The following is a 23,041-nucleotide window of genomic DNA, read 5'->3' as shown; positions in this document are numbered from 1 at the left end:
GGATGAGAGGAGCTACATAAGTGGTAGAGAAACACAATCAAGGTGCTTCCGAGGAGAAAAGAATAAAACGCCGGAATGCCTGGAGAATCAATCTCTTTTTCTTCGCTGTGTTTAGTTTATTTGCTGGACTTGTGATTAAGCTCGGCGTGCTGCAAATCGTCAATGGAGAAGATTATAAAAAGCAAGCAAACCGAACAGAGGTCAAAACAGCTTCATACCCGTCACCAAGAGGAAAAATGTATGACGCAAGAGGAAGAGTCGTTGTTGATAACGAGAGTGTACCTGCAATCGTTTATACTTCTGAAACTGGTGTGAAAGCGAAGGATAAGATCAAGGTAGCAAGAAAACTTGCGACTTATATAAAAATGGATATAGATTTCTTGAGAGAGCGAGACATTCGAGACTTCTGGCTTGCAGACAATCCAAAAAAAGCAGATAAGCTGCTATCAAAAGCGGAAAAAAAGAAGATCGACGGGAAAAAAGTGTATCCGCTTCAAGTTGAGCGAGTACCAAAGGAAGAAGTCCAAGCCATTGAAAACGATCCTGCCGAAAAAGCCGTTGCAGCCATTTATCGACGGTTTACAGGGGGCTATGCTTTTGAGCCTCAAATTGTGAAAGCGATGGACCCAAATGAAAAGAAAAAAGGGGACGAAAAAGTCGCTTTGCTTGATGAAACGAAGGAATCAAAGCAAACATCAGCAGTAAGTCTGACGTATGATGAGATTTCACTAGTGTCAGAGCATCTTGATGAACTGCCTGGTGTGAACGTCATCAATGACTGGACAAGAAAATATCAATATGAAAAAACACTATACAATGTACTCGGCGGTGTCACCACCCCAGAACAAGGAATTATTAAAGAGCGTGAAGATTACTATATGGTAAGAGGCTATTCGCGTAATGACCGGGTAGGAAAAAGTTATTTAGAATATCAGTACGAGGATTTCTTGAATCCGGAGAAAGCGACCGTACAATATACTCAAGTCGGCGGGAAGCTGTTAGATGAGATCAAACGGACAGAAGGCCGAAGAGGATTTGATCTTGCGCTGACATTTGATATGGAGCTTCAAAAAGAAGTAGATCAAATTGTCGAATCAGAGCTTAGATCTGCCAGTGCAAGAAACTATATGATGGACCGGGCATTTGTTGTGATGATGAATCCTAACACGGGTGACATTCTGGCCATGTCAGGAAAGAAAATGGACGGCAGAGATGTCACAGACTTTGCCATTGGCACATTTACTACGCAATACGAGATGGGATCTGTAGTCAAAGGAGCAACTGTACTAGCTGGTTATCAGGACGGCATGTCTCACAATCAGTCATATATGGATACACCCCTTTACTTTGCGGGTAATGGAAAACCGAAAAAATCTTATCATAACCTTGGTTGGGTCAACGACCTTCGAGCCCTCCAAAAAAGTTCAAACGTTTATATGTTTCATGTGGCCATGAGAATGGCAGGCATCACCTATCAAAAGAATGGTCCTTTACCGGCTGACTCTGCTGATTTACAAAAAATGAGAAATTATTATGCGCAATTTGGTCTTGGTGTGAAAACGGGGATAGACCTTCCGCAAGAATCAAGCGGGATGCAAACGCATCCTAAAACGGTCGGAGGATTGTTGCTTGATGAAGCGATCGGTCAGTATGACACGTATACTCCGCTTCAAGTAGCTCAATACATGTCTACAATTGCCAATGGGGGCAAACGTGTTCAGCCAAGAGTGGTGAAAAGCATTCATCTTCCAACAAATAAGGAAGAAGTCGGACCGGTTGTCAAAAAGTATGAACCAAAGGTGCTCAATACGATTAACAATACAAAGGCAGATATTGATCGAGTGAAAATGGGGCTAAAAATGGTCACATCATCTGGTGGGACTGCTGATGGACGCTTTGGTCAACATGATGTGGCAGGTAAAACTGGTACGGCTCAAACGTTTTACTATGGTGCTAACCGAAGCTGGTGGGGAAATGCAACATACAACTTAACCTTTGGAGGGTATTATCCTTCATCAAATCCAGAAGTGGCTTTTAGTGTCGTGACACCATATGTGACCGATAAAGATCAAGTCATTAAAACCATTCCAAGTAAAATTGTTGATAAGTATGTTGAATTACAAAAAAAATATGAAAAAAATAATGAGTAAGGAGCACAGCAAAAGAAAGTGCTCCTTTTTGCTGAAAATATGGACGTTTCACACGAGTTTTGAAGGAAAATACGGTTTTTCTAGCGAATCCTTTTTATACATCATTCTAAGGACAACCCTAAAAAATAAAAGGAGGGTCGGACGACGATGGAACAAAAAATGAAAGATTCGACTCAATTGTGCTCGAATATTGATTTACATGCAGTTCTTTCTTCTAATGGCCGCTTTCTCTACATTTCTTCCAATTGTAAGCAGCTTTTGCTCTATGAACAAAAGGATTTACTAGGGTGTTATTTAAAGGACTTTGTTCATACAGAAGATCAATTTCTCGTCGAAAGTTATTTCTATAATCAGCACATGTTAGAGATTTGTACTTTTAGACTGCTTAGAAGTGATCTTACAGCTGTTTGGGTAGAAGCAAGCATTGATTTTGTTGCTTGTGATTTATCAGATAACGAATTAGGTAGAGAAATGATCCTAAAAATGAGGGTGCTGGATTCTCAGCCTAAAACAACAGCATTAGAGACAAAATCAGCAGCGTCGGAACAGCCATTAGGCAGTCTGCCGGCTTTCCAAAATGTCACTGAAGCTGAAAAACTGATTGCGATGCTGCCAAATCCGCTATGCATTACGATGTTAGGGAAAATTGTTTATGCGAATGATGCGATGCTGAACTTAATGGGTGTATGTACAAGAGATGAAATGATCGGCAAATCTGCCTTTGATTTTATTGTAGAAGATTACCACGACATTGTCAGAAGCCGGATAACTAGGCTACAGCAAGGTCTTCCAGTCGGTATGATTGAGCAAATATGGAAGCGGAAAGACGGAAGTACCGTTCACATTGAGGTAAAGTCTTCTCCTACTATCTATCAAAATCAGCGGGCAGAGCTTTTGTTACTTGTCGACATCTCATCTCGGAAAAAATTCCAAACCGTGCTTCAAAAAAGCAGAGAACGGTACCAATTGCTTATTCAAAATTCAATTGATACCATTGCGGTGATTCATGATCATAAATGGGTATTTATGAATGAATCAGGTATCAAGTTATTCGAAGCCGAACATTACGATAAATTAATAGGGAAGGATATTTTTCATCAAATCCATTCTTGCGATCAGCAAAAAGTGAAAGAGAGTCTATCTCGTATTATTGAAAGAAAATCGGAGTCAGAGATTGTCACAATGAGCTGTCATACATTCAAACATCGACTCATTTATACAGAGATGGTTTGTATTCCAACCACATTCTTTGGAGAAACCGCCGTTCAAATTATTTTGCGAGACATATCCGAACGGAAGCAGACAGAAGAACTGATGCTACGTTCTGAAAAGTTATCCATTGCAGGACAACTGGCTGCAGGTATTGCCCATGAAATACGCAATCCATTAACAGCGATCAAGGGCTTTCTTCAACTCATTAAACCGAAAACAAAAGATCGCGATCAATATTTTGAGATTGTTTTCTCTGAGCTGAGCCGAATTGAGATTATTTTGAGTGAATTGTTAATGCTAGCAAAACCGCAACAAACAGCTTCAATGCAGACACTTAATTTGAAAAAACTCATTAGCGAAGTCACAGCTTTGTTAGAAACGCAGGCAAACCTGAATGGGATATTAATGAACACAAGTGACATTGAGGAGGATCTCCTGATGAATGGAGATCAAAATCAGCTCAAACAGGTATTTATCAATTTAATCAAAAATGCCGTTGAATCTATGCCAAATGGAGGAAAGGTTGACATTACGGCGAAAGCGCAGAGAGAAGGGATTCTAGTGACCATTAGAGATGAAGGTGTCGGCATTCCTGAATCTGTCATGAAAAGAATAGGAGAGCCTTTTTTAACAACAAAAGAAAAGGGCACAGGACTTGGACTTATGGTCACATTTAATATTTTAGAAAATCACAATGGAACGATTAGTGTAGATAGTCAGCCTGAGAAAGGCACAGTGTTTCACATCATGTTTCCTGCAAAATAAAACAACGGCAAGAGAACCGTTGTTTCATCCGTCTTATGATAGAGTTGAACGTTTTTCCAGAACAAATTGTTCTAGGCGATCAAGTCCTTCTTTCAGCGTATCAAGTGAATATGCATAGGAAAGCCGAACATATCCTTCACCTAATCGAGAGAAAGCAGAGCCAGGCACGACAGCTAATCTTGTGCTTTCTAATAGCTCCATGCAAAAATCAAATGAACTCATGCCAAACGAATCAATTGAAGGAAAAATATAAAAAGCTCCAGAAGGCTTAATGACAGGCAACCCCATAGAAATGAGACGATCATATACATAATCGAGCCTTTTCTTATATTGCTCTCTCATGATAAGTGCATCATCCACACCATTTGTCACAGCTTCTAGTGCCGCCTTTTGTGAGATAGATGAGGCACAAGAGACGTTATATTGATGTACTTTTAATACATGTTTAGCAATTGGAGCTGAAGCGAACAAAAAGCCAATTCTCCAGCCAGTCATGCTATGAGATTTTGAAAGCCCATTGATCACAATGGTTTGTTCTTTTAAAAAGGAAGCAATTGAATGATGTGGTCGATCAAATGTCAGCTCGCTATAGATCTCGTCAGATAGAATAAAAATGTCCTTGCCTTCAAGCAGTTGTGCAATTTCTTTCAATTCCTCTTCTAATAGGGTTACACCTGTTGGATTTGAAGGATAAGGAAGGACAACACACTTTGTTTTCTCCGTTAACGCATCCTCAATGAGCTTGGCATTTAATTTAAACCCGGCATTCGTTGTGTCAATGTGAACAGGCGTCCCGCCGCACATTCGAATAATTGGTTCATAGCCTGGATAGACAGGGCCTGGTAGAATGACCTCATCGCCGTCTGTTAAAATAGTACGAAACGCGGCATCAATGGCTTGACTGGCACCTGTCGTGACAATGATTTCTGACTCTGCTTCATAATCAAGTTTTACCTTCTTCTTCATGTATTGCTGGATTGCTTGCCTCAGCTCTAGAAAACCTGCATTATGAGTATAAGAGGTGAAATTCTCGTCGATGGCTGTTTTGGCAACTGTTTTGACATGATGCGGCGTATAAAAATCGGGTTGACCAATGATCAAAGAAACAACATCCTCATAGGACGATACGAGATTTGAAAATGTTCGAATGCCTGAAATTTCAATATCCTTTACTCTTGGATTCAGCAAATGCTCCATTTCTCATCACCTTAAAAATTTATGTTTTTATCCTATTTTACCATTGACTGCATAAATGTCACTTGTGAAAGGATTATATGTAGTCTATTCTCCTATACATCACAACATGAGTGCTTGATGAAAGAGCAACATTTATTATAGCGTAACATTCACGGAAAATACAGGCTCACATGATGATTAGAAAATGACCAAACTGCACACACTGAAAGAATGGAAAAATCAGGTCATGGAAATTGAATATGCAGATATGCGATCTCCTGAAGGAGGGACGATACATGGGGAATTCAGCGAAGACATCTAAAATAGCCTTTTTATCCGTGATGAGTAACTCATTTGTTGTCATACTTAAAATCATTGTGGGGTTGTTAACCGGATCTGTTGCGGTATTATCAGAAGCCATCCATTCCTTTTTAGATTTAATGGCATCTTTTATTGCATTTATCTCTGTTCGTATTTCTAGAAAGCCAGCAGACTCTAAGCATCCTTATGGGCACGGCAAGGTCGAAAATATTTCTGGAACCATTGAGACTTTGCTGATATTTGTCGCTGGTATTTGGATTATTTACGAATGTGTTCACAAATTAATGCATCCGGAGCCTGTGAAGCTTCCTGTACTTGGGATTGTGGTGATGCTGATTGGTTCCTTGATTAATTTGATTGTTTCCAAAATCGTGAACAAAGAGGCAGAAAGAGTACATTCAGTTGCCATGAAATCAAATGCTTTGCATCTATTAACAGATGTATATACGTCTTTAGGGGTTGGATTTAGTTTATTACTTGTTGCATTAACAGACTGGTACTTCCTAGATCCGATCATTGGAATGATACTTGCCCTCTTTATTATGCGTGAAGCATTTAAGCTGATAAAGGAAGCTTTTCCACCACTTGTTGACGCACGATTAACGCCGGAAGAAGAACAGTCCATTGAAACCATTATCCAAGGATTCAGCCAAGAATTTATTGAATATCATGACTTTCGGACGAGACGATCTGGCGCCGAAGAATATATTGATTTCCATTTAATCGTTAATGGGAAAACAACCATTGAAGATGTACATCAATTATGTGACAGAATAGAAGAAACAATTCAAAAAGAATTTCCACATGCACAAATTTTTATTCATGTTGAACCAGAAAGCGAAAGAAGTTCACAGACGTAAAAAGGCGATCAACCTATTCAAGGTTGCATCGCCTTTTTTCACGTTTCATCTATTGTATGGAATTAATATCCATAAGCCGTATCATAATCTTCATACCATGAGATATGGGCTGCTTCTTCTGTTGACATGCCATTTTTCATGTCTAAAAAATCAGCTTCGCAAATATCTTCAATCACAGTCATTTCATTGTCCTTTAATAGTATGACAATCCCCATCATGAACACCTTTCTTTAAAAAATCCTTGACTATTGTACCATGTGAAAAACGAATGTCAACAGATGAATAGAAATAAGACAAAAATATCACAAAATGTTTAAAAATAAGATGAAAAAAGAAATAGAAGTGGCATGTTTTTTACAAATTTTCTATTGATTCACGCAAATCACTCATGAAAACCCATTTTGAGCGATATGTAAAAATGTTCAACTCCATTGAGCTTGCTAAATTGATGGGATATCATAACGAACGATGATAAGAATTTAGAAAATATACAGAATAAAAGGGCATATCAGAACCAAACATCCTGAACTAACAGGGAATTGTAAAAAACGGAGCACCTTTGTTTGCATGGAGAGCTTGTGTATGGAAAAGGGAAACACTTCATAAAATAGAATGATAGTCAAGAATAGGATACGGAAGGGAGACAATATGTTGAAATCAGGAATAAAGACCTTTAAGAAAAAAGAAGCAGGTTTTGGGTTGTTTTTGACAGCACCTGTGCTGGCGTGGGCACTGTATGATTTTGCAAATACGATTTTTTCATCGAATATGATCACCATTTTCTTCCCGTTTTACTTGCAGGAAACTATAGGAGACAGTGCGAGAATGGATCAGATCGCAAGCACATTTATATCTTATGCGAACGCTATTGCTAGCTTTTTCCTTGTCATTTTTACGCCATTATATGGAGTCCTGATCGATCGAACAGGAAAAAAGAAAAAATATATCACGATGTTTACCCTCATCTGTATTGCCTGTACGTTCTTGATGGGAGTTTTTGCTAAGATTGATTTTTCAAGTGAATGGTTTGGTTTGCCTGTCTCGTTATTAATAGTTGTGACATTGTTTGTTTTGGCGAAATTTTTCTATCACTCTAGTCTTGTTTTTTATGACACAATTCTGCCCGATCTAGGAACAAAAGATGAGATACCACTTATTTCTGGATTTGGCATTGCCGTTGGATATTTAGGAACACTTGTTGGCCTCTCTGTTTACTTACTTGTAGGAAACGGCCAATTCCATGAGGCCTTTATTCCGACAGCTCTTTTATTTTTCCTCTTTTTTCTTCCTTTTTTATTTTTTGTGAAAGATCCTCACCCATTACGTCAGCAGGTAAAAAAGCCTTCTTTTTTTAGCGGATATCAAGTCATTTTTCAAACAGTTAAAGACATGAAGTGCTACAAACCTGCTTTTATCTTTATGATTGCTTTCTTTTTTATGAACGATTCTTTGCAAACAGCTATTGCGATGATGGCCGTTTATGCCAAAATCATCATTGGGTTTACCGCAGGGCAATTTATTTTACTTTACCTTGTGTCCACCGTTTCAAGTATTATAGGGTCTTTTATATTTGGTTATATCACAAAAGCAATTGGTGCAAAGCGCTCGATTACAGTCGTTTATCTCATTTTAATCTTTGCACTTATTTTGGCTGTGACAGCTTCAACCGAATGGGTCTTTTGGATAGCGGGCAGTTTGTTTGGTATATCACTTGGTGCTAGCTGGGGGGCGTCAAGAATATTCATCATTGAATTAACACCGAGGGAAAAACGCGGACAATTCTTCGGTCTATTTGCTTTCTCTGGGAAGGTTTCGTCCATTGTGGGACCTATCATTTACGGGTCTGTCACACTCTTTTTTGCAGAGTATGGGAATCTCGCTAGCCGTCTTGCACTCGGGTCTTTACTCATCCTAGCCGCCATAGGTCTTGTCATTCATCAATTCGTACGAGATAAAACGTAAAGAACCGTCAACATTTCAACCGCGCTGCCGATATAAAAAGTACAATCTTATATTGAAGAATAGAGGGATTTCCGTGGCTTTAAACAAACAAGAAATTTTACTTGACTCTGGTACAAATGAATTGGAAATTGTAAAGTTTGAAATTGGTTCAAATCAATTCGGCATTAACGTCATGAAAGTAAGAGAGATCATTCAGCCTGTTGAGGTGACTGTTGTACCACATTCTCATCAAGATGTAGAAGGTATGATTAGTTTACGAGGCGAGATTTTACCAGTCATCAATCTATTTTCCTTTTTTAATGTCGAGTCAGATCAGTCAGAACAAGAAAAGTATATTGTGACTGAATTCAACCAACGGAAATTTGTGTTCCATACAGGAACTGTATCACAAATTCACCGCGTTAGCTGGGAAGAAATTGAAAAGCCAACTGCACTCAACCAAGGGATGGATCGCCATTTAACAGGCATCATCAAGCTTGATGAAAAAATGATTTTTCTTCCAGACTATGAAAAAATCATTTATGATATAGAATCTGCTTCAGGTGTAGATACCTATCAATTGTTTGACGGTGAGAAAGACGACAGACGAACAGGGAAGAAGCTGTATGTCGTAGAAGACTCTCCGCTTCTCATGCGTTTATTGACAAATGAATTAACTGAAGCAGGGTATAAAAACATTGTCACCTTTGAAGACGGCAAGCAGGCATACGATCACATCATGAACCTCGTCAGCAAAGGAATAAGTGTCACAGAAGAAATTGATATGATCATTACAGATATAGAGATGCCAAAAATGGATGGTCATCGCTTAACGAAATTACTCAAAGACAATCCATTGACACAGTCCATTCCGATTCTGATCTTCTCTTCATTAATCACAGAAGATTTGCGTCACAAAGGTGAAACGATTGGTGCGGATGATCAAATTAGTAAACCAGAGATTCATCAGCTGATCGAAAAGGTAGATCACTTTATCATCCAATGAAAAAACCACTCGGCATGAGTGGTTTTTTGGTGTTTAAAAATAACTTTCTCCAAGTCTTTTAAAGACAGGCTTTGTATAATGTGATTTTTGTTTTGTAACGATAGGTTTTTCTTTTAAACCGACATACGTTTGAAGAATTTGTTTCGCTCGGTTTAATGACATATTCGCTTTCGGATTGCGATATGATTGATTTAAATCTCCTAAGTGTGGCAAAAATTCGAAGTCTTCTTTGGTTGGAGGCAGGTGAAAATAATAATCTCCAATTTCAATTAGCACGTCGGACTGTTGTTGACTATATTTGGGATTGTTAGAGAAATGTAGGCCCACTTTCCTTCCTTTACCTTCTTGCAATAGTTTTTGCAGCGCACGTTTTTTCAAAAGATAAAGAAACTTGGGATTTGGTGCGGTTTTAGCATGGCGGTTAACAGTATAAATGGCTTTTGAGATATTTTCTGCTGTAGGTTCTATGTCTTTAGTATGAGCATAATCGTCCATTTTTTCTCTCCTTTGTCTTTCGTCTTCCTATGCTTAGTATAAATTATACGTTTTTATTAGTAAATTGCAAATGGAGTTACTGTAAAAAGATAACCTTTGGTATAAAAGGGATAGGGGAGTTGAAAAGTTTATTATGGCGTTAAAGAGGCGCACTATTTCAAACTTAAACTAAATATCTGGAGCGTTGAAGACTTTACAGATGTAACAAAAAAGCATAGGTTCTTGCGGATGCATTTGACAGTGAAGTGAACGAATAAGTGAGAGGATACAACCTTGGTGTATCTGTTAGTGATGCGTTTGAACTGATGACTTAAAAAAGGTGTACAAGCGACCATCAAGCATTTAAAAAGTTTACAAAGAGGGAACCAAGTAAAAGCCGGACAACAAGCCCTGCTGACTGTTTACTATCACCCTCTTATGGGAGCCGAAAACAGCGGACTTATGGAAAGCGGAATTTGAAGCCTTATTTGTTAGGAATTACTTTAATAGTTTTCAACAGCCAATAAAGGAGAAAGTTGGCTAGAACATAACTTAAAAAGGTGAAAAATAAGTTCCAATAATTATCATAGTTGATGCGATTAAGCATGTATAAAACTGTTTCCGCTAGAGTTGCCACAAGTGAAGCTATACCAATGAATATATAAGGTCTACGAAAAATGATGATCGTTTGAATTAAATAAATGCCCAATACTGTAAAAAAACCGAAATTGTAGGGAATCATAGGGAGAATTGCATATTTTACTGGATTTACATACCACAGTTTCAGGCTGAACCCAATATCATTAAATAAAAAGGCAATCAAAGCAGATAGCAAAACAACTGTTGGTGAAGTAATAAAACATTTGTTTTTTCTTATGTGGAAAAGGAAAATCATCCAAGGTATAAAAAAACCAAATAAAATGTTAAAAATCATAAGGTTCTCCAATTTTTCTAATATTGTTTGGAGAACTTTGATATTTTATTCAAGATATAAACATTTTTTAAGAAGAGCATTGAAACGAGTAACCCCTGTTCTATATTGAGGAGAAAGTTGGTTATACGTATAGGAAAATCGTGATATGATTGTAAAAAGGAGGTCGTATGATGACATTTAAAAAAGCTTTCAACATAGGTTATTTTGTATTGCTTTTATCTTTTATTGTCGTATACTTTTTGCTTCCAGCGCGACAAATATTCACCGCAATTATGGTGTTGTCCTTACTATTTGGTTGTTATCAATTTGTGATATTCCAGAAACTAAAAGAGTAAAAAAGCAGTAGTGAGCTTAATCATGATGTCAATTTTTCTATGGGATACGCCACTACCTTTTATCATGATAAAAGAAAATCTAGTTTGAATGAAAATGAAAAAACCCTTTTTCTTCAATATGTTTCTTTAGAAAAAGGGTTTGTCTACGGTCTCAAGTACTTTCTTCATCAAGTAAGTATCAGCGTGAAACAAATCCTTGCATTCGTTGTCAGACCTGCGCACTGGTGCTCACAAATCTACATTCTCTCCGCATAAGTTCATATGACGCTGAAAAGAAGACAAAGGGCTCGAATAAAACCATTTTAGTCCTTTGTCAACAATCTAGTATGTTTTGTATTGATTATCGAATACCTTGTCCTTTTAATTCACGTTGTACATCTAACTCTGCTGCTTCTCTGCTGAATTTTGGCAGCGTAATGAAGTAAAAGAGGAACACGAGTAAAATAATGATGCCCATACCGTAATAAATATAAGAGATATTTGTCACGAGCTTTGGAAATAGTATTGCAATCAGACCTAATGTTAGTGATTGGGCGAACATGGTCAAAGGATCAACCCAGCCTGAAACACGTCCCATGAGACGAGGATGGACAATTCTTGGCATCCAGCCGCCAATGACGATATTAATAGGTCCGATGCACGAACCGATCACAAATGATGTGACATAAAACAACCATAAGGTGTGTGTTGTTCCAAGCACAAAAATAAGGATTCCTGCTATTAGAATAGGGATCGACATAAGATAGTGCATGTTTACTTTTTTAGCGAGAATCGTGCCAATTCCGCTTCCCACAAGGAGGCCCACACCGATGGCAATCGTGAAAAAGGATGTATGCAATTCAAAGTGGTCCGGTGAAAGACCATATTTCATAGTAAACATTGGAAGAACAGCAAAAGCGCCATTTACAAGACCAAAAACGAAAAATCCAAAAATTAAGGAAGCCAGTAATTTATTTTTGATAATATATAAAATGCCTTCTTTAAAATCTTTAAGAGATGTTCTAATGGTCAAATTCCTCCAGCCTGCTTGTCCATTTGGCTGACGTGCTTCAATTGGAATGTTACATGAACGAATAAGAATTCCAGAAATAATAAAACTGAGCAAATCAATCGTAATGGCGCCATGAAGCCCCATTGTCTTATATACAAGAGCACCAATTCCAACGCCAAATACCATAAACAGACTAAAAAGCATCTGATTTAAGCCAGCGGCTTTTGCGTATTGATCTTTATTTAAAATTGCCTGTACAAGAGATGCTTCGGCTGGATAGAAGAACTTCGTAATGGCACTTCTGATAAACAAGATCAAGAAAATAAGCGGAAGTGAATTCAAATAAATCACGATAAATAAGACAATCGTCAGCCCAGCTCTAATCCAATCACAATTTTCTGCGACTTTTTTACGATCAAAACGGTCTGCGACCACACCGACCATAAAAAAGACACAAATGGTTGGCAGTGAGTACATTAATTCTGCCAATGTAGCGTAGGCGGGCTGATGACTAAAATGGTCGAGCAAATAAAAGGCAAATGCCATATTGCCTACTGTTGTCCCCATTTGCGAGGCGAGTGCTGCAAAAAAGAGACGAACAAAGTTTCGATTTTTAAAAATATCCATAAATACGCTCCTTAACCTGAAGATCCCACTTTATATCATATAAAATTTTAACCATTCATACAATTTATTTCTTCCTACTGGCTAATGGTCACAGGTGTCCCGTTTGGAACGAGTGAGGCAAGTTCAATAACATCTTGATTGTACATTCGAATACACCCTCTAGAGACAGCTTTACCAATTGAAGAAGGGTTATTCGTACCGTGGATGCCGTAATGAATTTTCGACAGGCTTAGCCAATAGGCGCCAAAAGGACCTCCAGGGTTTGGCTGTCTGTTGACAATATAATAAGAGCCTGTAGGTGTCATGTTTAAAATTCTACCTGTGGCAATTGGATACGAGCGAATGAGCTGTGCTCCAGAAAAGAGAACGAGTCGTTTCTTTGAAACGGAAACGGATATGCGGTAAGGGATCGTATGAGGATCAGGTAATCCAGGAATGATAATGATTTCACTTGGCTGAGGCTCTCGATGTTCAAGTGACGGATTGGCTAAAATTAAAGCGTCCGTCGTTGTTCTAAAGTCAACCGCTATTGAAGAAAGTGTTTCTCCACTTTTTACTGTGTATTGCAGCACCAAAAGACACTCCTTTTGTTCGAATAAAAGAAGCCATGATACCGTCACCTATCTATACAATTTGGACGGAATCAGACCCAGTAAGGTTTCTCCTAACATTTGTCACAAGGGAAATTCTTTGTTTATACATATGCAAATGAAGTCGGTTTGGTCTCTTTTATTCAGATGACTTTAAGGTGAAAAAAATGATTTCATGTTTGGCTAAAAACCTAAGCGGTAGTCTTGTTCTTCAATGGATGCTTGAAAATCAACGAGGTCACCTGTGAACACAATGAAATCAGGATTTTCAGCATTGATTTGCTGCACAACTGCTTCTAGGTCTTTAGCGGAAAATGAATCACTTAAATGAACATCACTCAATGGTGCAATTTTGTCAAAGGAAGCTGGGAGCTGACGGTCATTAATTGTAATGGACACAACATCAATCATTCGAGGCTCGATATATCGGGCATAGCCATATCGAAAGGTTGTTGCGAGAAACCAAGTATACTTGCTCCATCAGCTCCTTTTAACAATTGTCTTACGGGAAAGTTGTGGCATAGAAGACTCTTTTAAAAATAAAATTAAGTATAGCATGATATTTGTAAAATCTCTCATATGGTGCACGGAGGGGGAGAATCATGATATGATAGATAAATAATGAATGAATAGTCATTCAAAATACACGAAGGGGGAAAAAATATGGCGAAGCAAACAGTCATCGTAACAGGGGGATCTAATGGGATGGGGAAGGCAATGGCTGCCCATTTGGCTTTGAACGGTTGGAATGTCGTCATTACAGGAAGAACAGAAGAAACTTTGGAGCAGACCGCAAGTGAGATCAAACAAAAAGGTGGCTCGATTGCCTATTTTCAGATGGATGTTCGTAACCCAGAGGATGCAGATCACATGGTGAAGTTTACTGTGGATACATTTGGGGAAATTGATGCCCTCATCAACAATGCTGCCGGGAATTTTTTGGTTCCAGCAGAGAAGTTGTCTCCTAACGGCTGGAAAGCAGTTATCGACATTGTGTTAAATGGGACGTTTTTTTGCAGTCATGCAGTCGGGAATTACTGGATTCGTCAAAAGAAAAAAGGCAGTATGATCAACATGGTGGCAACTTATGCATGGGGGGCTGGTGTAGGCGTTGCTCATTCAGCAGCAGCTAAAGCAGGCGTTCTTTCCCTTACTCGAACACTTGCGGTGGAATGGGGTAAACAATACCGGATTCGGGTAAATGCGATTGCACCAGGACCAATTGAACGAACAGGCGGGGCTGAGAAACTATGGGAATCTGAGGAGGCAGCGCAAAGAACGCTAAACAGTGTGCCTCTCGGCAGACTTGGCACCCCAGAGGAAATTGCAGAGCTTGCGAGCTTTTTATTGTCCGATCAAGCGTCTTATATAAACGGGGATTGTATTACTATGGATGGGGGTCAATGGCTCAACCAATCACCATTTTGAATGACCGTGTAAGACCTGCTTTTGATGTGGTATAATCACACAAAGAGAGAAGCGGGTGATGAAAATGGTCGATCCACTGGATATTTTAACGAATATTGAAGATGTTTTCCCGTACTATCAAGCGATCTTTAGTGCGGAAGAGCAGAAAGTGATAGGCTATGAGATCTTAGGAAGAATGAAGCTTGAGTCTGAAACTTTTAGTCTAGGCTCCTTCTTTACAGATTCATCAATTCCTGATGAGTATAAATGGGAAGTAGATCGAAAAGTACTCAGTAAAGCATTAGATCTCTTGACGACTGCTGATGAGGATTTGCTCATTTTTATTAACCATGATGCCAATGTATTGATGTATGATCATGGCGAGAGTTTTTTGGAATTCTTAAAAGAATATGAAGCAAGAGGCATTCAGCTCAGCCGATTTGTCATTGAATTTACGGAACATACGTTTAGCGGCGATATTGAACAGTTATCCCATACGTTAACGTATTATCGTACATATGGGATCAAAATCGCCGTATCTAATATAGGAAAAGAAAGCAGTAATTTAGACCGGATTGCACTCCTTTCACCAGATTTATTAAAAATTGATCTACAGGCACTAAAAGCTTCATCTCCTTCACCTTCCTATGAATATGTCCTTTATAGCATTTCATTGCTTGCGAGAAAAATAGGGGCTGCTTTGATTTATGAGGATATTGAAGCAAATTTTCAGTTGCAATACGCATGGAGAAACGGCGGAAGATATTTTCAAGGATATTATCTTCATGAGCCTACGGCGGAGTTAATTGACCGTAACAAACGCAAAAATCAGCTTAGAGAAGAATTCCAGCAATTTATCGCCCATGAGAAAAAGAAGCTCCAAGCCGTTTATGAGCATTCTGAAACATTTTATAAACGAATTCATCAAGCTGTTACGTCATTAAAAAAATCATGCAGTACAAATGATGAACTCATCCAAAAACTGGCACTTGAATTGACTGATTGTAGTTTTCGAATTTATATGTGCAATGAGGAAGGGTTTCAAATTACAGGTAACGTATTTAAAAAAGAGAAAGAATGGCTGTTTCAGCCTGAGTATATGGAGAAGAATTGGAGCTGGCGACCTTATTTCCTAGCGAATATTCTCCAAATGAGAATTAGTGGTAAAGGATTTCTCAGCGATATATACAGTGATTTAGAAACTGGGGAGCGGATCCGGACTTTTTCCTATCCGTTAGAAGGGGACATGTATTTATTTGTTGATCTTCCGTATGCCTATTTATATGAACAAGATGGTTTAATCTAAAAGGCGGCCAATGAGGCTGCTTTTTTAATACGAAAAAATAAAAAATAGTTGACAATGAAACTGATAATCATTATCATTTGGTTATAGAGAGAAGCTACTCTCTGTTCCCCAACCCCTCTATCAGATCAAGATCCAAAAAACTTGGCGCTACCCCCGCCAAGTTTTTTTTGTGCTTCAATCTTTTCCTTTATGCATAGGACATCCCAAATCCTCCATACATCTTAAGTGATGATAGTTAGACGGTAGGAGGGAAAAGTCATGATCAAACGTGACAAGCGGCTGCTGATTGATTTGCCAAGACCAGATCACCCAGATGCAAATGGAGCAGCTGCTGTGCAAGAATTACTCGGCGGGAAATTTGGTGAAATGTCTACATTAAATAATTATATGTTTCAATCTTTTAACTTTAGAGGGAAACGAAAACTTAAACCGTTTTATGACCTCGTTTCAAGTATTACAGCTGAAGAGTTCGGTCATGTAGAGCTTGTGACCACAGCTATCAATCTCATGATTACGGGGACCACTCATGGCGGAGATCCAGATACGACACCAATGAAAACAGCTGTTGATAAACGAAATACGCAGCATTTTATTCAAACGGCACAAACAGGCTATCCGTTTGATTCCATGGCAAAGCCTTGGGTAGGAGAGAATGTGTTCTCGAGTGGGAACCTGATTCTTGACCTCCTTCATAATTTTTTCCTTGAATGCGGGGCCCGTACGCATAAGATGCGCGTGTATGAAATGACGGATCATCCTACGGCAAGAGAGATGATCGGTTATTTACTTGTAAGGGGCGGTGTGCATGTCGTCGCATATGCAAAAGCGCTTGAGGTTGCCACAGGAGTAGATGTAGGGAAGATGCTCCCGATTCCAAACCTCGATAATAAACATTTCGACGCAGCGAGAAAATTTGAGGATCAAAACATTCATACGAAGCTGTATACATTTAGTGACACGGATTACAAGGATATTGATAAAATTTGGAAGGGTAGACATCCGATTGACGGTAAGCCGCTTTCGGTCATTGAGGGCACCCCGAAAGGAGCACCTGTACCTGATTTCAGAGAGCTGCCTGAAGAGTTTGCACCAGGCATATCAAAAGAAGATTTTGACGAAATTGCCAAACGACTCATGAGATCTGCAGGTCTTTAAAAAACAAGGTGCATGTAATCAGAAAAAAGACTCAAAATAAAAAACAGATTCTTTATCTTTTTTTTGAATTCAAGAGGAAAAATATCATCTGACAACACTTTATGGTATGATGCTTTGTAGGACTTGTGTATAATCAATACGGGTTCATCTTGAGTTGTTTTTTTGAAAGGAGTCTTTTTTTAGAATGTCACAATTAATGGGTATTATTACAAGGCTGCAAAGTCTTCAAGAGACAGCGGAGGCTGCAAACGAACCGGCACAGCGTTATTTCGAAGTGAACGGTGAGAAAATCTGTAGTGTTAAGTATTTCGAAAAGAATCAAACGTTTGAATTAACTGTTTTTCAACAAGGGGATAAGCCAAATACTTTCCCATTTGACAACATTGATATGATTTCGATTGAGATTTTTGAGCTTCTGCAATCCTAAGCTGAATCGTATGAAATGTTTTTTCTGAGAATTCCTTCGTTTATTACGGCAAACAGAATCGTCATAACAGGCGATGCACAAACTGTAGATGATCAATCAGCGCATTTTTTCGGATAAGAGATCATTAAAAAGGAGTTCCTTTCTGTGAATCATTCTTTTTTCTACAATCTTACTGAAGATCATTTAGCGTTTTCTGATGTCATCATAAGAATGAAAGATTTTATTTTAAAAGACCCAAGGTCAGTCTATGTGTTATCTATTGGTACGGACTCACAGGTCAATCAGAAGGTCACAAAGTTTATGACAGCCGTTCATCTTCACCGAATTGGTAAAGGGGCTTGGGGCTGCTTAACACAAGAGGTGGTAAGCAGACCAGTGCAAAGTCTTAGAGAAAAAATTTCATTAGAAACAGCGTTTAGCCAAAAGGTATGTGCAGACATCCTTGACGGACCTTTAACAGAACTGACGGATTTGCTTCTTCCGTTTGCTGAGGAAGGGGCAGACCTCCGTTTTGAAGTTCATCTAGATATTGGCAAAAAGGGAAGCACTAAAGAGCTGATTCAGGAAATGACTGGTATGATCACTGCAATGGGAATTGAAGCAAAAATAAAACCAGACTCATATGCAGCATTTTGCTATGCCAATCGATACACAAAATAAATTCCGTCATGTTTCTCCAATTGTTGTCGAAACATGCGGTTGACGATTCTATTCTAGTTCCTTATTCTAGCTGTATAGAGAGGAAGCAGACATTCAAAAGCCTGCTAATCAATATAAAAGCATATATGAAACAGGGGGCCTGATGTTGAATGAGCGTCATCGAAAATCGTTTTAATGAAGAAGAGAAAAAGCTATTATTAAACGTATTACTGAATCAGGATTATGCTGTCGAGTTACTAAGCAGTGAGATCAATGATATAGAATGTGGAACAAAAAAAGTTGACGACAATACGTATAAACAATTGATTACACTGTATGACAGAGTAAGGTTTGAGAATTAATATCGATTTAACATTCTATTAGATACTCGGGGCTGAGTATCTTTTTTATGCAGAAAAAATCTTTCGACAAATTTCGTTTTCGTTTATGCTTATGATTAAAGGGAAATGGTTGATTGATGATCGAGAGAAAAGGGGTCGAAGAAACATGATAGATATAGAACCGAATCAGTTGCTTGAGTCAACAGTAGCTGAGCATATGATTGATGCAGATAAAGTCGCACATGTTCAAATTGGAAATAATCTCGAGCATGCTCTTTTAGTCCTGACGAAAACAGGATATACAGCAATACCTGTGTTAGACCCTTCTTATCGCCTTCATGGTTTAATTGGAACCAATATGATTATGAATAAAATCTTTGGATTGGAACGAATTGAATTTGAGAAACTTGATCAATTGAAGGTAGAAGAGGCCATGTTAACAGAGATTCCAAGACTTAAAACAACCGATCCTGTTCTAAAAGGTGTTCACGCTGTAACGAATAATGGATTTGTGTGTGTAGAAAATGAGGATCAAGTATTTGAAGGGATTTTTACGCGTCGTGTTGTATTAAAACGATTAAATGAGGTCATTCATTCCACGAAAAAATAAGCTGCATGCCAGCTTATTTTTTTGCCTTCATAAGTTAATATTTATATAATATCCATATGGAATAAGGAAAACTTATAGAGAGAAAGGGGACGCCCCATTGCAGCTTCAAGAGTTACATATGCTCGTTGTACTAAGTGAAGAGTTGAATATGAGAAAGGCATCTGAACGATTATTTGTATCTCAGCCTGCATTATCTCAGAGATTGCAAACCATTGAAAAGGAATGGGGAACGAAGATCTTTTTCCGTTCACAAAAAGGGCTGACAGTGACCTCGGCAGGAGAGCAGATTATTCAATTTGCTAAAGAGGTGACGACTGAGCAGGATCGAGTAAGAGAGAGAATCGATGCGCTTGAAGGTGATATTCATGGCACGCTCAAGCTTGCTGTTGCTTCAATTATTGGCCAGCACTGGCTTCCAAAAGTGTTAAAGCGTTATGTCGAAAAATATCCAAATGCCAAAGTATCACTTGTCACCGGTTGGAGCAGCGAAATGCTCAAAAGTCTGTATGAAGACCATGTCCATATTGGGATTATTCGTGGAAACCCTGATTGGAAGGGAACAAAGGAATATCTGATGACAGATCATTTATATTTAGTAGACTCCGTCATTAAGGACGTGGATGAGTTAATCGAAACAGAGCGCCCATTTATTCAATTTAAAAGTGACAGTACGTATTACCAAGAAATCCAGCACTGGTGGCATCAAAAGTTTAAAGTGTCTCCAAAACAAACGATTCTTGTCGACCAAATTGAGACATGTAAACAAATGGCTTATCATGGAATAGGTTACGCGATTTTACCTTCTGTCACCTTATATGATCATGAGAAAAGTGTTTATAAAACCCCGCTTTTTGACACAAATGGGGAGCAAATAGGACGTGATACATGGCTGTTAGGATATGAAGCGTCTTTTCAATTAAAACAAGTTCAGGCATTTGTTGGTGTGGTCAAAGACATGCTCCAAAATGACGCCGTTTAAGTACCTTCTTTGAATAGAAGGTGCTTTTTTTATAAAATTATTTGACAATGAAAATCATTATCATTTAAAGTGTACATATAATAATTGAAAATGATTATCATTTAGATGAGGTGACCAATAGATGAAAGCACTAATTGCATATGCAAGTATGTCCGGCAATACGGAAGATATGGCAACGATCTTAAAGCAAACTCTTGAGGAAAAAGGGATCGATACCGATATGTTGGAATTAGATGAGACGAGTGTAGAATCGCTCTCTTTATACGATTACATATTGATCGGCTCATATACCTGGGGAGACGGAGATTTACCTTATGAAGCGGAAGATTTTTATGATCAAGTCTCTTCTCTTGAATTAAATCATGCCAAAGCTGCTGTATTTGGCTCGGGTGACTACAGCTATCCAAAGTTCTGCCAGGCAGTACACATATTCCATGACATGCTAAAAACAACTGGTGCATCTGTATTTCCTGAAACATTGAAAATGGAGCTTGCACCAGATACAGATGAAGATGTAGAGTGCTGTAAGGAATTCGCTACAAGCTTTTTAACTTGGGCATCTTTGTCTGAGAAAAGAGTTGAAAATCATGTTTCATAAAGGGGCGACTGCAGTTACGGCATCCAAAACGAGAGGGTACTTTGTAGCCGTGAAACGAGAGGGTATTTTTCATTATAGTGTTGAGAATGGATGGCAGAAGCTCTTCAAGCTCAAGCATAAAATCCACGCCATGAGTTATATTGGTCCGTATTTATTTGGTGTTGGTGAGAATGGAACTGTGATTCGATCTACTGATGATGGCAATACGTGGGCATTATCATCCTTTCCTACAAATGCAGTCGTTTGGTCCATCACAGGACGCGAAGATGGTTTTGTTTGTGCACACGGAAAGCACTGTATTTATGTGTCAAATGATTTCGGGATTTCCTGGGAAATTATGAAGCCGTTTGCTCATGTAAATCATCCCCCTGTGATTCGTTCCTTGTGTGTTGCAGGTGATTTTCTTTACATTGGAACACAAATCCATGAGGTGCATGGAGGAATATGGATTTACGACTTGCAAAGTGGACAGATTTATCTGCTAAAGAGAGAGAAGTATCGGATGACAGCTTCTATGCTGGTCTGTCATGAACACTTGCTCGTCTGTGCACTAGGCTCTAAAAAAGGAAAGAAGGGATCAGTTCAAATTTTAGATTTAAATACAAATATGATTCATGATATTCAATCACAGGTGTGTGCAAGAGAACAGTCCTTTTTGGATGTGTCGGAGGACAATGGCATTATCTATGTAACTACTTCACAGGATGAGCATGGGTTTTCTAAAGTATATCAGCTCGATGTTGGGCAAAAAGAGCTCAAGTGGTTTGATACGATCAAAGGGCACGGGTTTCGCGTGGCAAATCAAAAAGAGAATTTTTTCTGTGCGGGTTTATATGAAAGTAAGTTTGTCAGACCTTATGAGGAGCCTTTACTGATTCATTAACAAGGAGGAAACAAGAGATATGGGAAAGGTTTTACTTGTTTATGCCACAATGTCTGGTAATACAGAGGCAATGGCGGATTTAATTGAAAAAGGATTAAAAGAAGCTGGAGCTAGCGTGGACCGATATGAAGCGATGGATATTGATGCTGATTTGCTCAATGATTACTCACACATCATGTTAGGTGCGTATACATGGGGAGATGGTGATCTTCCAGATGATTTTATTGATTTATATGAAGAGATGGAAGCACTTGACCTATCGGGGAAATCCTTTGCTGTATTTGGCTCTGGAGATACATCGTATGAACATTTCTGTGGTGCCGTTGATTTAATTGAAGAAAAGGTAAAGGAGCTTGGCGGGCAAATTGCTCTCCCGTCAGTAAAGATTGAATTAAATCCAGAAGGAGACGAAGAAGAGGAGTTGATCTCTTTTGGAAAACAATTTGTTCATATTCATCAGCAAGAAGCCGGATAACGAGACCGGCTTGTTTTATTTTCCAATGAGGAGACAATTCTTTCACTTGTCATTAAAACTCTCCTTTGATACAGTAATGAAGTATAAATGAAGAGGAGGACATACATACATGAAACAAATGGACGCAAATGAAATTATTTCATTTATTCAAAATAGTACAAAATCAACACCCGTAAAAGTCTACATCAAAGGTGACTTAGAAGATATTGCATTTGGTGAAAACGCAAAAACATTCATTACTGGAAACACAGGTGTCGTATTCGGTGAATGGAGTGAAATCCAAGAAGTTTTAGCATCAAACAAAGAAAAAATCGAAGATGTCGTAGTGGAAAATGACCGCCGTAACTCTGCGATCCCTTTGCTAGATTTAAAAAACATTAAAGCACGTATTGAGCCAGGCGCAATCATTCGTGATCAAGTAGAGATCGGTGATAATGCAGTGATCATGATGGGGGCTTCTATTAATATAGGTTCAGTTATTGGTGAAGGTACCATGATTGACATGAACGTTGTTCTTGGTGGACGTGCGACAGTAGGTAAGAACTGTCATATCGGAGCTGGATCTGTCCTTGCTGGTGTTATTGAGCCGCCATCTGCTAAACCGGTAGTGGTGGAAGATGATGTTGTAATCGGTGCTAACGCTGTTGTTTTAGAAGGCGTGACAATTGGTAAAGGTGCGGTTGTAGCAGCTGGTGCTATCGTCGTAAACGACGTCGAGCCTTACACAGTTGTAGCAGGAACACCTGCAAAGAAAATTAAAGACATTGATGAAAAAACAAAAGGTAAGACGGAAATTAAACAAGAACTGCGTCAACTTTAATTCATACAATTCGTAGCTG

23 protein-coding genes are annotated in these 23,041 nt (G+C 38.7%); 17 read left to right on the top strand and 6 right to left on the bottom strand.

Going from position 1 to position 23,041, the window contains the following annotated elements:
• Nucleotides 1-20 precede the first annotated feature (20 nt).
• Both ABVJ71_RS05405 and ABVJ71_RS05400 read left to right on the top strand, forming a co-directional pair.
• Complete coding sequence (locus tag ABVJ71_RS05405; RefSeq protein ID WP_353855965.1) at nucleotides 21-2,150, top strand: penicillin-binding protein 2; 2,130 nt, start codon at nucleotides 21-23, stop codon at nucleotides 2,148-2,150.
• Nucleotides 2,151-2,297: 147 nt separating this feature from the next.
• Entirely contained in the window at nucleotides 2,298-4,127 is a 1,830-nt protein-coding gene (locus ABVJ71_RS05400; RefSeq protein ID WP_353855964.1) for a PAS domain-containing protein, read from the top strand.
• 33 nt (nucleotides 4,128-4,160) lie between these two features.
• Here ABVJ71_RS05400 and ABVJ71_RS05395 read toward each other — a convergent pair whose 3' ends face one another.
• Nucleotides 4,161-5,324, bottom strand: a complete 1,164-nt coding sequence (locus tag ABVJ71_RS05395; protein ID WP_353855963.1) for an aminotransferase A — start codon at nucleotides 5,322-5,324, stop codon at nucleotides 4,161-4,163.
• A 275-nt stretch (nucleotides 5,325-5,599) separates the two neighbouring features.
• Between ABVJ71_RS05395 and ABVJ71_RS05390 the strand changes: the two genes are divergently transcribed.
• Nucleotides 5,600-6,484 (top strand): cation diffusion facilitator family transporter, encoded by an 885-nt coding sequence (locus ABVJ71_RS05390; protein ID WP_353855962.1) that lies wholly within the window; start codon nucleotides 5,600-5,602, stop codon nucleotides 6,482-6,484.
• A 62-nt stretch (nucleotides 6,485-6,546) separates the two neighbouring features.
• On the opposite strand, the gene ABVJ71_RS05385 is transcribed toward ABVJ71_RS05390, so the two are convergent.
• Entirely contained in the window at nucleotides 6,547-6,702 is a 156-nt protein-coding gene (locus ABVJ71_RS05385; protein WP_353855961.1) for a hypothetical protein, read from the bottom strand.
• 430 nt (nucleotides 6,703-7,132) lie between these two features.
• On the opposite strand from ABVJ71_RS05385, the gene ABVJ71_RS05380 reads away from it, so the two are divergent.
• Complete coding sequence (locus ABVJ71_RS05380; protein ID WP_353855960.1) at nucleotides 7,133-8,446, top strand: MFS transporter; 1,314 nt, start codon at nucleotides 7,133-7,135, stop codon at nucleotides 8,444-8,446.
• A 73-nt stretch (nucleotides 8,447-8,519) separates the two neighbouring features.
• Nucleotides 8,520-9,431 (top strand): chemotaxis protein, encoded by a 912-nt coding sequence (locus tag ABVJ71_RS05375; protein WP_353855959.1) that lies wholly within the window; start codon nucleotides 8,520-8,522, stop codon nucleotides 9,429-9,431.
• A gap of 33 nt (nucleotides 9,432-9,464) precedes the next feature.
• On the opposite strand, the gene ABVJ71_RS05370 is transcribed toward ABVJ71_RS05375, so the two are convergent.
• From ABVJ71_RS05370 to ABVJ71_RS05355, 4 genes are all read right to left on the bottom strand, one after another.
• Nucleotides 9,465-9,926, bottom strand: a complete 462-nt coding sequence (locus ABVJ71_RS05370; RefSeq protein ID WP_353855958.1) for a YkyB family protein — start codon at nucleotides 9,924-9,926, stop codon at nucleotides 9,465-9,467.
• Between the two features lie 1,588 nt (nucleotides 9,927-11,514).
• On the bottom strand, nucleotides 11,515-12,792 hold the full coding sequence (locus ABVJ71_RS05365; RefSeq protein ID WP_353855957.1) for an MFS transporter: 1,278 nt from the start codon (nucleotides 12,790-12,792) through the stop codon (nucleotides 11,515-11,517).
• Nucleotides 12,793-12,866: 74 nt separating this feature from the next.
• Nucleotides 12,867-13,364, bottom strand: a complete 498-nt coding sequence (locus ABVJ71_RS05360; protein WP_353855956.1) for a L,D-transpeptidase family protein — start codon at nucleotides 13,362-13,364, stop codon at nucleotides 12,867-12,869.
• A gap of 201 nt (nucleotides 13,365-13,565) precedes the next feature.
• Complete coding sequence (locus ABVJ71_RS05355; RefSeq protein ID WP_353855955.1) at nucleotides 13,566-13,781, bottom strand: metallophosphoesterase; 216 nt, start codon at nucleotides 13,779-13,781, stop codon at nucleotides 13,566-13,568.
• 264 nt (nucleotides 13,782-14,045) lie between these two features.
• Between ABVJ71_RS05355 and fadH the strand changes: the two genes are divergently transcribed.
• From fadH to dapD, 12 genes are all read left to right on the top strand, one after another.
• Entirely contained in the window at nucleotides 14,046-14,810 is a 765-nt protein-coding gene (gene fadH, locus ABVJ71_RS05350) for a 2,4-dienoyl-CoA reductase (RefSeq protein WP_353855954.1), read from the top strand.
• A 64-nt stretch (nucleotides 14,811-14,874) separates the two neighbouring features.
• Entirely contained in the window at nucleotides 14,875-16,095 is a 1,221-nt protein-coding gene (locus ABVJ71_RS05345) for an EAL-associated domain-containing protein (RefSeq protein ID WP_353856568.1), read from the top strand.
• 258 nt (nucleotides 16,096-16,353) lie between these two features.
• Nucleotides 16,354-17,250 (top strand): manganese catalase family protein, encoded by an 897-nt coding sequence (locus ABVJ71_RS05340; protein ID WP_353855953.1) that lies wholly within the window; start codon nucleotides 16,354-16,356, stop codon nucleotides 17,248-17,250.
• 184 nt (nucleotides 17,251-17,434) lie between these two features.
• Complete coding sequence (locus ABVJ71_RS05335; protein WP_003212254.1) at nucleotides 17,435-17,677, top strand: DUF1797 family protein; 243 nt, start codon at nucleotides 17,435-17,437, stop codon at nucleotides 17,675-17,677.
• Between the two features lie 144 nt (nucleotides 17,678-17,821).
• A complete protein-coding gene (locus ABVJ71_RS05330; protein ID WP_353855952.1) occupies nucleotides 17,822-18,337 on the top strand; it encodes a ribonuclease H-like YkuK family protein in 516 nt (171 codons plus the stop codon).
• 149 nt (nucleotides 18,338-18,486) lie between these two features.
• Nucleotides 18,487-18,678, top strand: coding sequence for an antirepressor AbbA (gene abbA, locus ABVJ71_RS05325; protein ID WP_353855951.1), 192 nt, complete (start codon nucleotides 18,487-18,489; stop codon nucleotides 18,676-18,678).
• A 145-nt stretch (nucleotides 18,679-18,823) separates the two neighbouring features.
• On the top strand, nucleotides 18,824-19,267 hold the full coding sequence (cbpB, locus tag ABVJ71_RS05320; RefSeq protein ID WP_353855950.1) for a cyclic-di-AMP-binding protein CbpB: 444 nt from the start codon (nucleotides 18,824-18,826) through the stop codon (nucleotides 19,265-19,267).
• 97 nt (nucleotides 19,268-19,364) lie between these two features.
• Entirely contained in the window at nucleotides 19,365-20,246 is an 882-nt protein-coding gene (locus ABVJ71_RS05315) for a LysR family transcriptional regulator (RefSeq protein WP_353855949.1), read from the top strand.
• A 121-nt stretch (nucleotides 20,247-20,367) separates the two neighbouring features.
• A complete protein-coding gene (locus tag ABVJ71_RS05310; RefSeq protein WP_353855948.1) occupies nucleotides 20,368-20,844 on the top strand; it encodes a flavodoxin in 477 nt (158 codons plus the stop codon).
• A complete protein-coding gene (locus tag ABVJ71_RS05305; RefSeq protein ID WP_353855947.1) occupies nucleotides 20,834-21,727 on the top strand; it encodes an exo-alpha-sialidase in 894 nt (297 codons plus the stop codon). Before ABVJ71_RS05310 ends, ABVJ71_RS05305 begins: the two co-directional genes overlap by 11 nt.
• Nucleotides 21,728-21,746: 19 nt before the next feature.
• Nucleotides 21,747-22,202 carry a flavodoxin gene (locus tag ABVJ71_RS05300; protein WP_353855946.1) on the top strand — a complete coding sequence of 152 codons (456 nt, stop codon included), beginning with the start codon at nucleotides 21,747-21,749 and terminating at the stop codon, nucleotides 22,200-22,202.
• Between the two features lie 109 nt (nucleotides 22,203-22,311).
• On the top strand, nucleotides 22,312-23,022 hold the full coding sequence (dapD, locus tag ABVJ71_RS05295; protein ID WP_353855945.1) for a 2,3,4,5-tetrahydropyridine-2,6-dicarboxylate N-acetyltransferase: 711 nt from the start codon (nucleotides 22,312-22,314) through the stop codon (nucleotides 23,020-23,022).
• Nucleotides 23,023-23,041: the final 19 nt, after the last annotated feature.

Source organism: Bacillus sp. Bos-x628 (assembly GCF_040500475.1).
GTDB classification, from domain to species: Bacteria; Bacillota; Bacilli; order Bacillales; family Bacillaceae; genus Bacillus; species Bacillus maqinnsis.
This window is presented reverse-complemented; position numbering and strand designations above follow the sequence as displayed.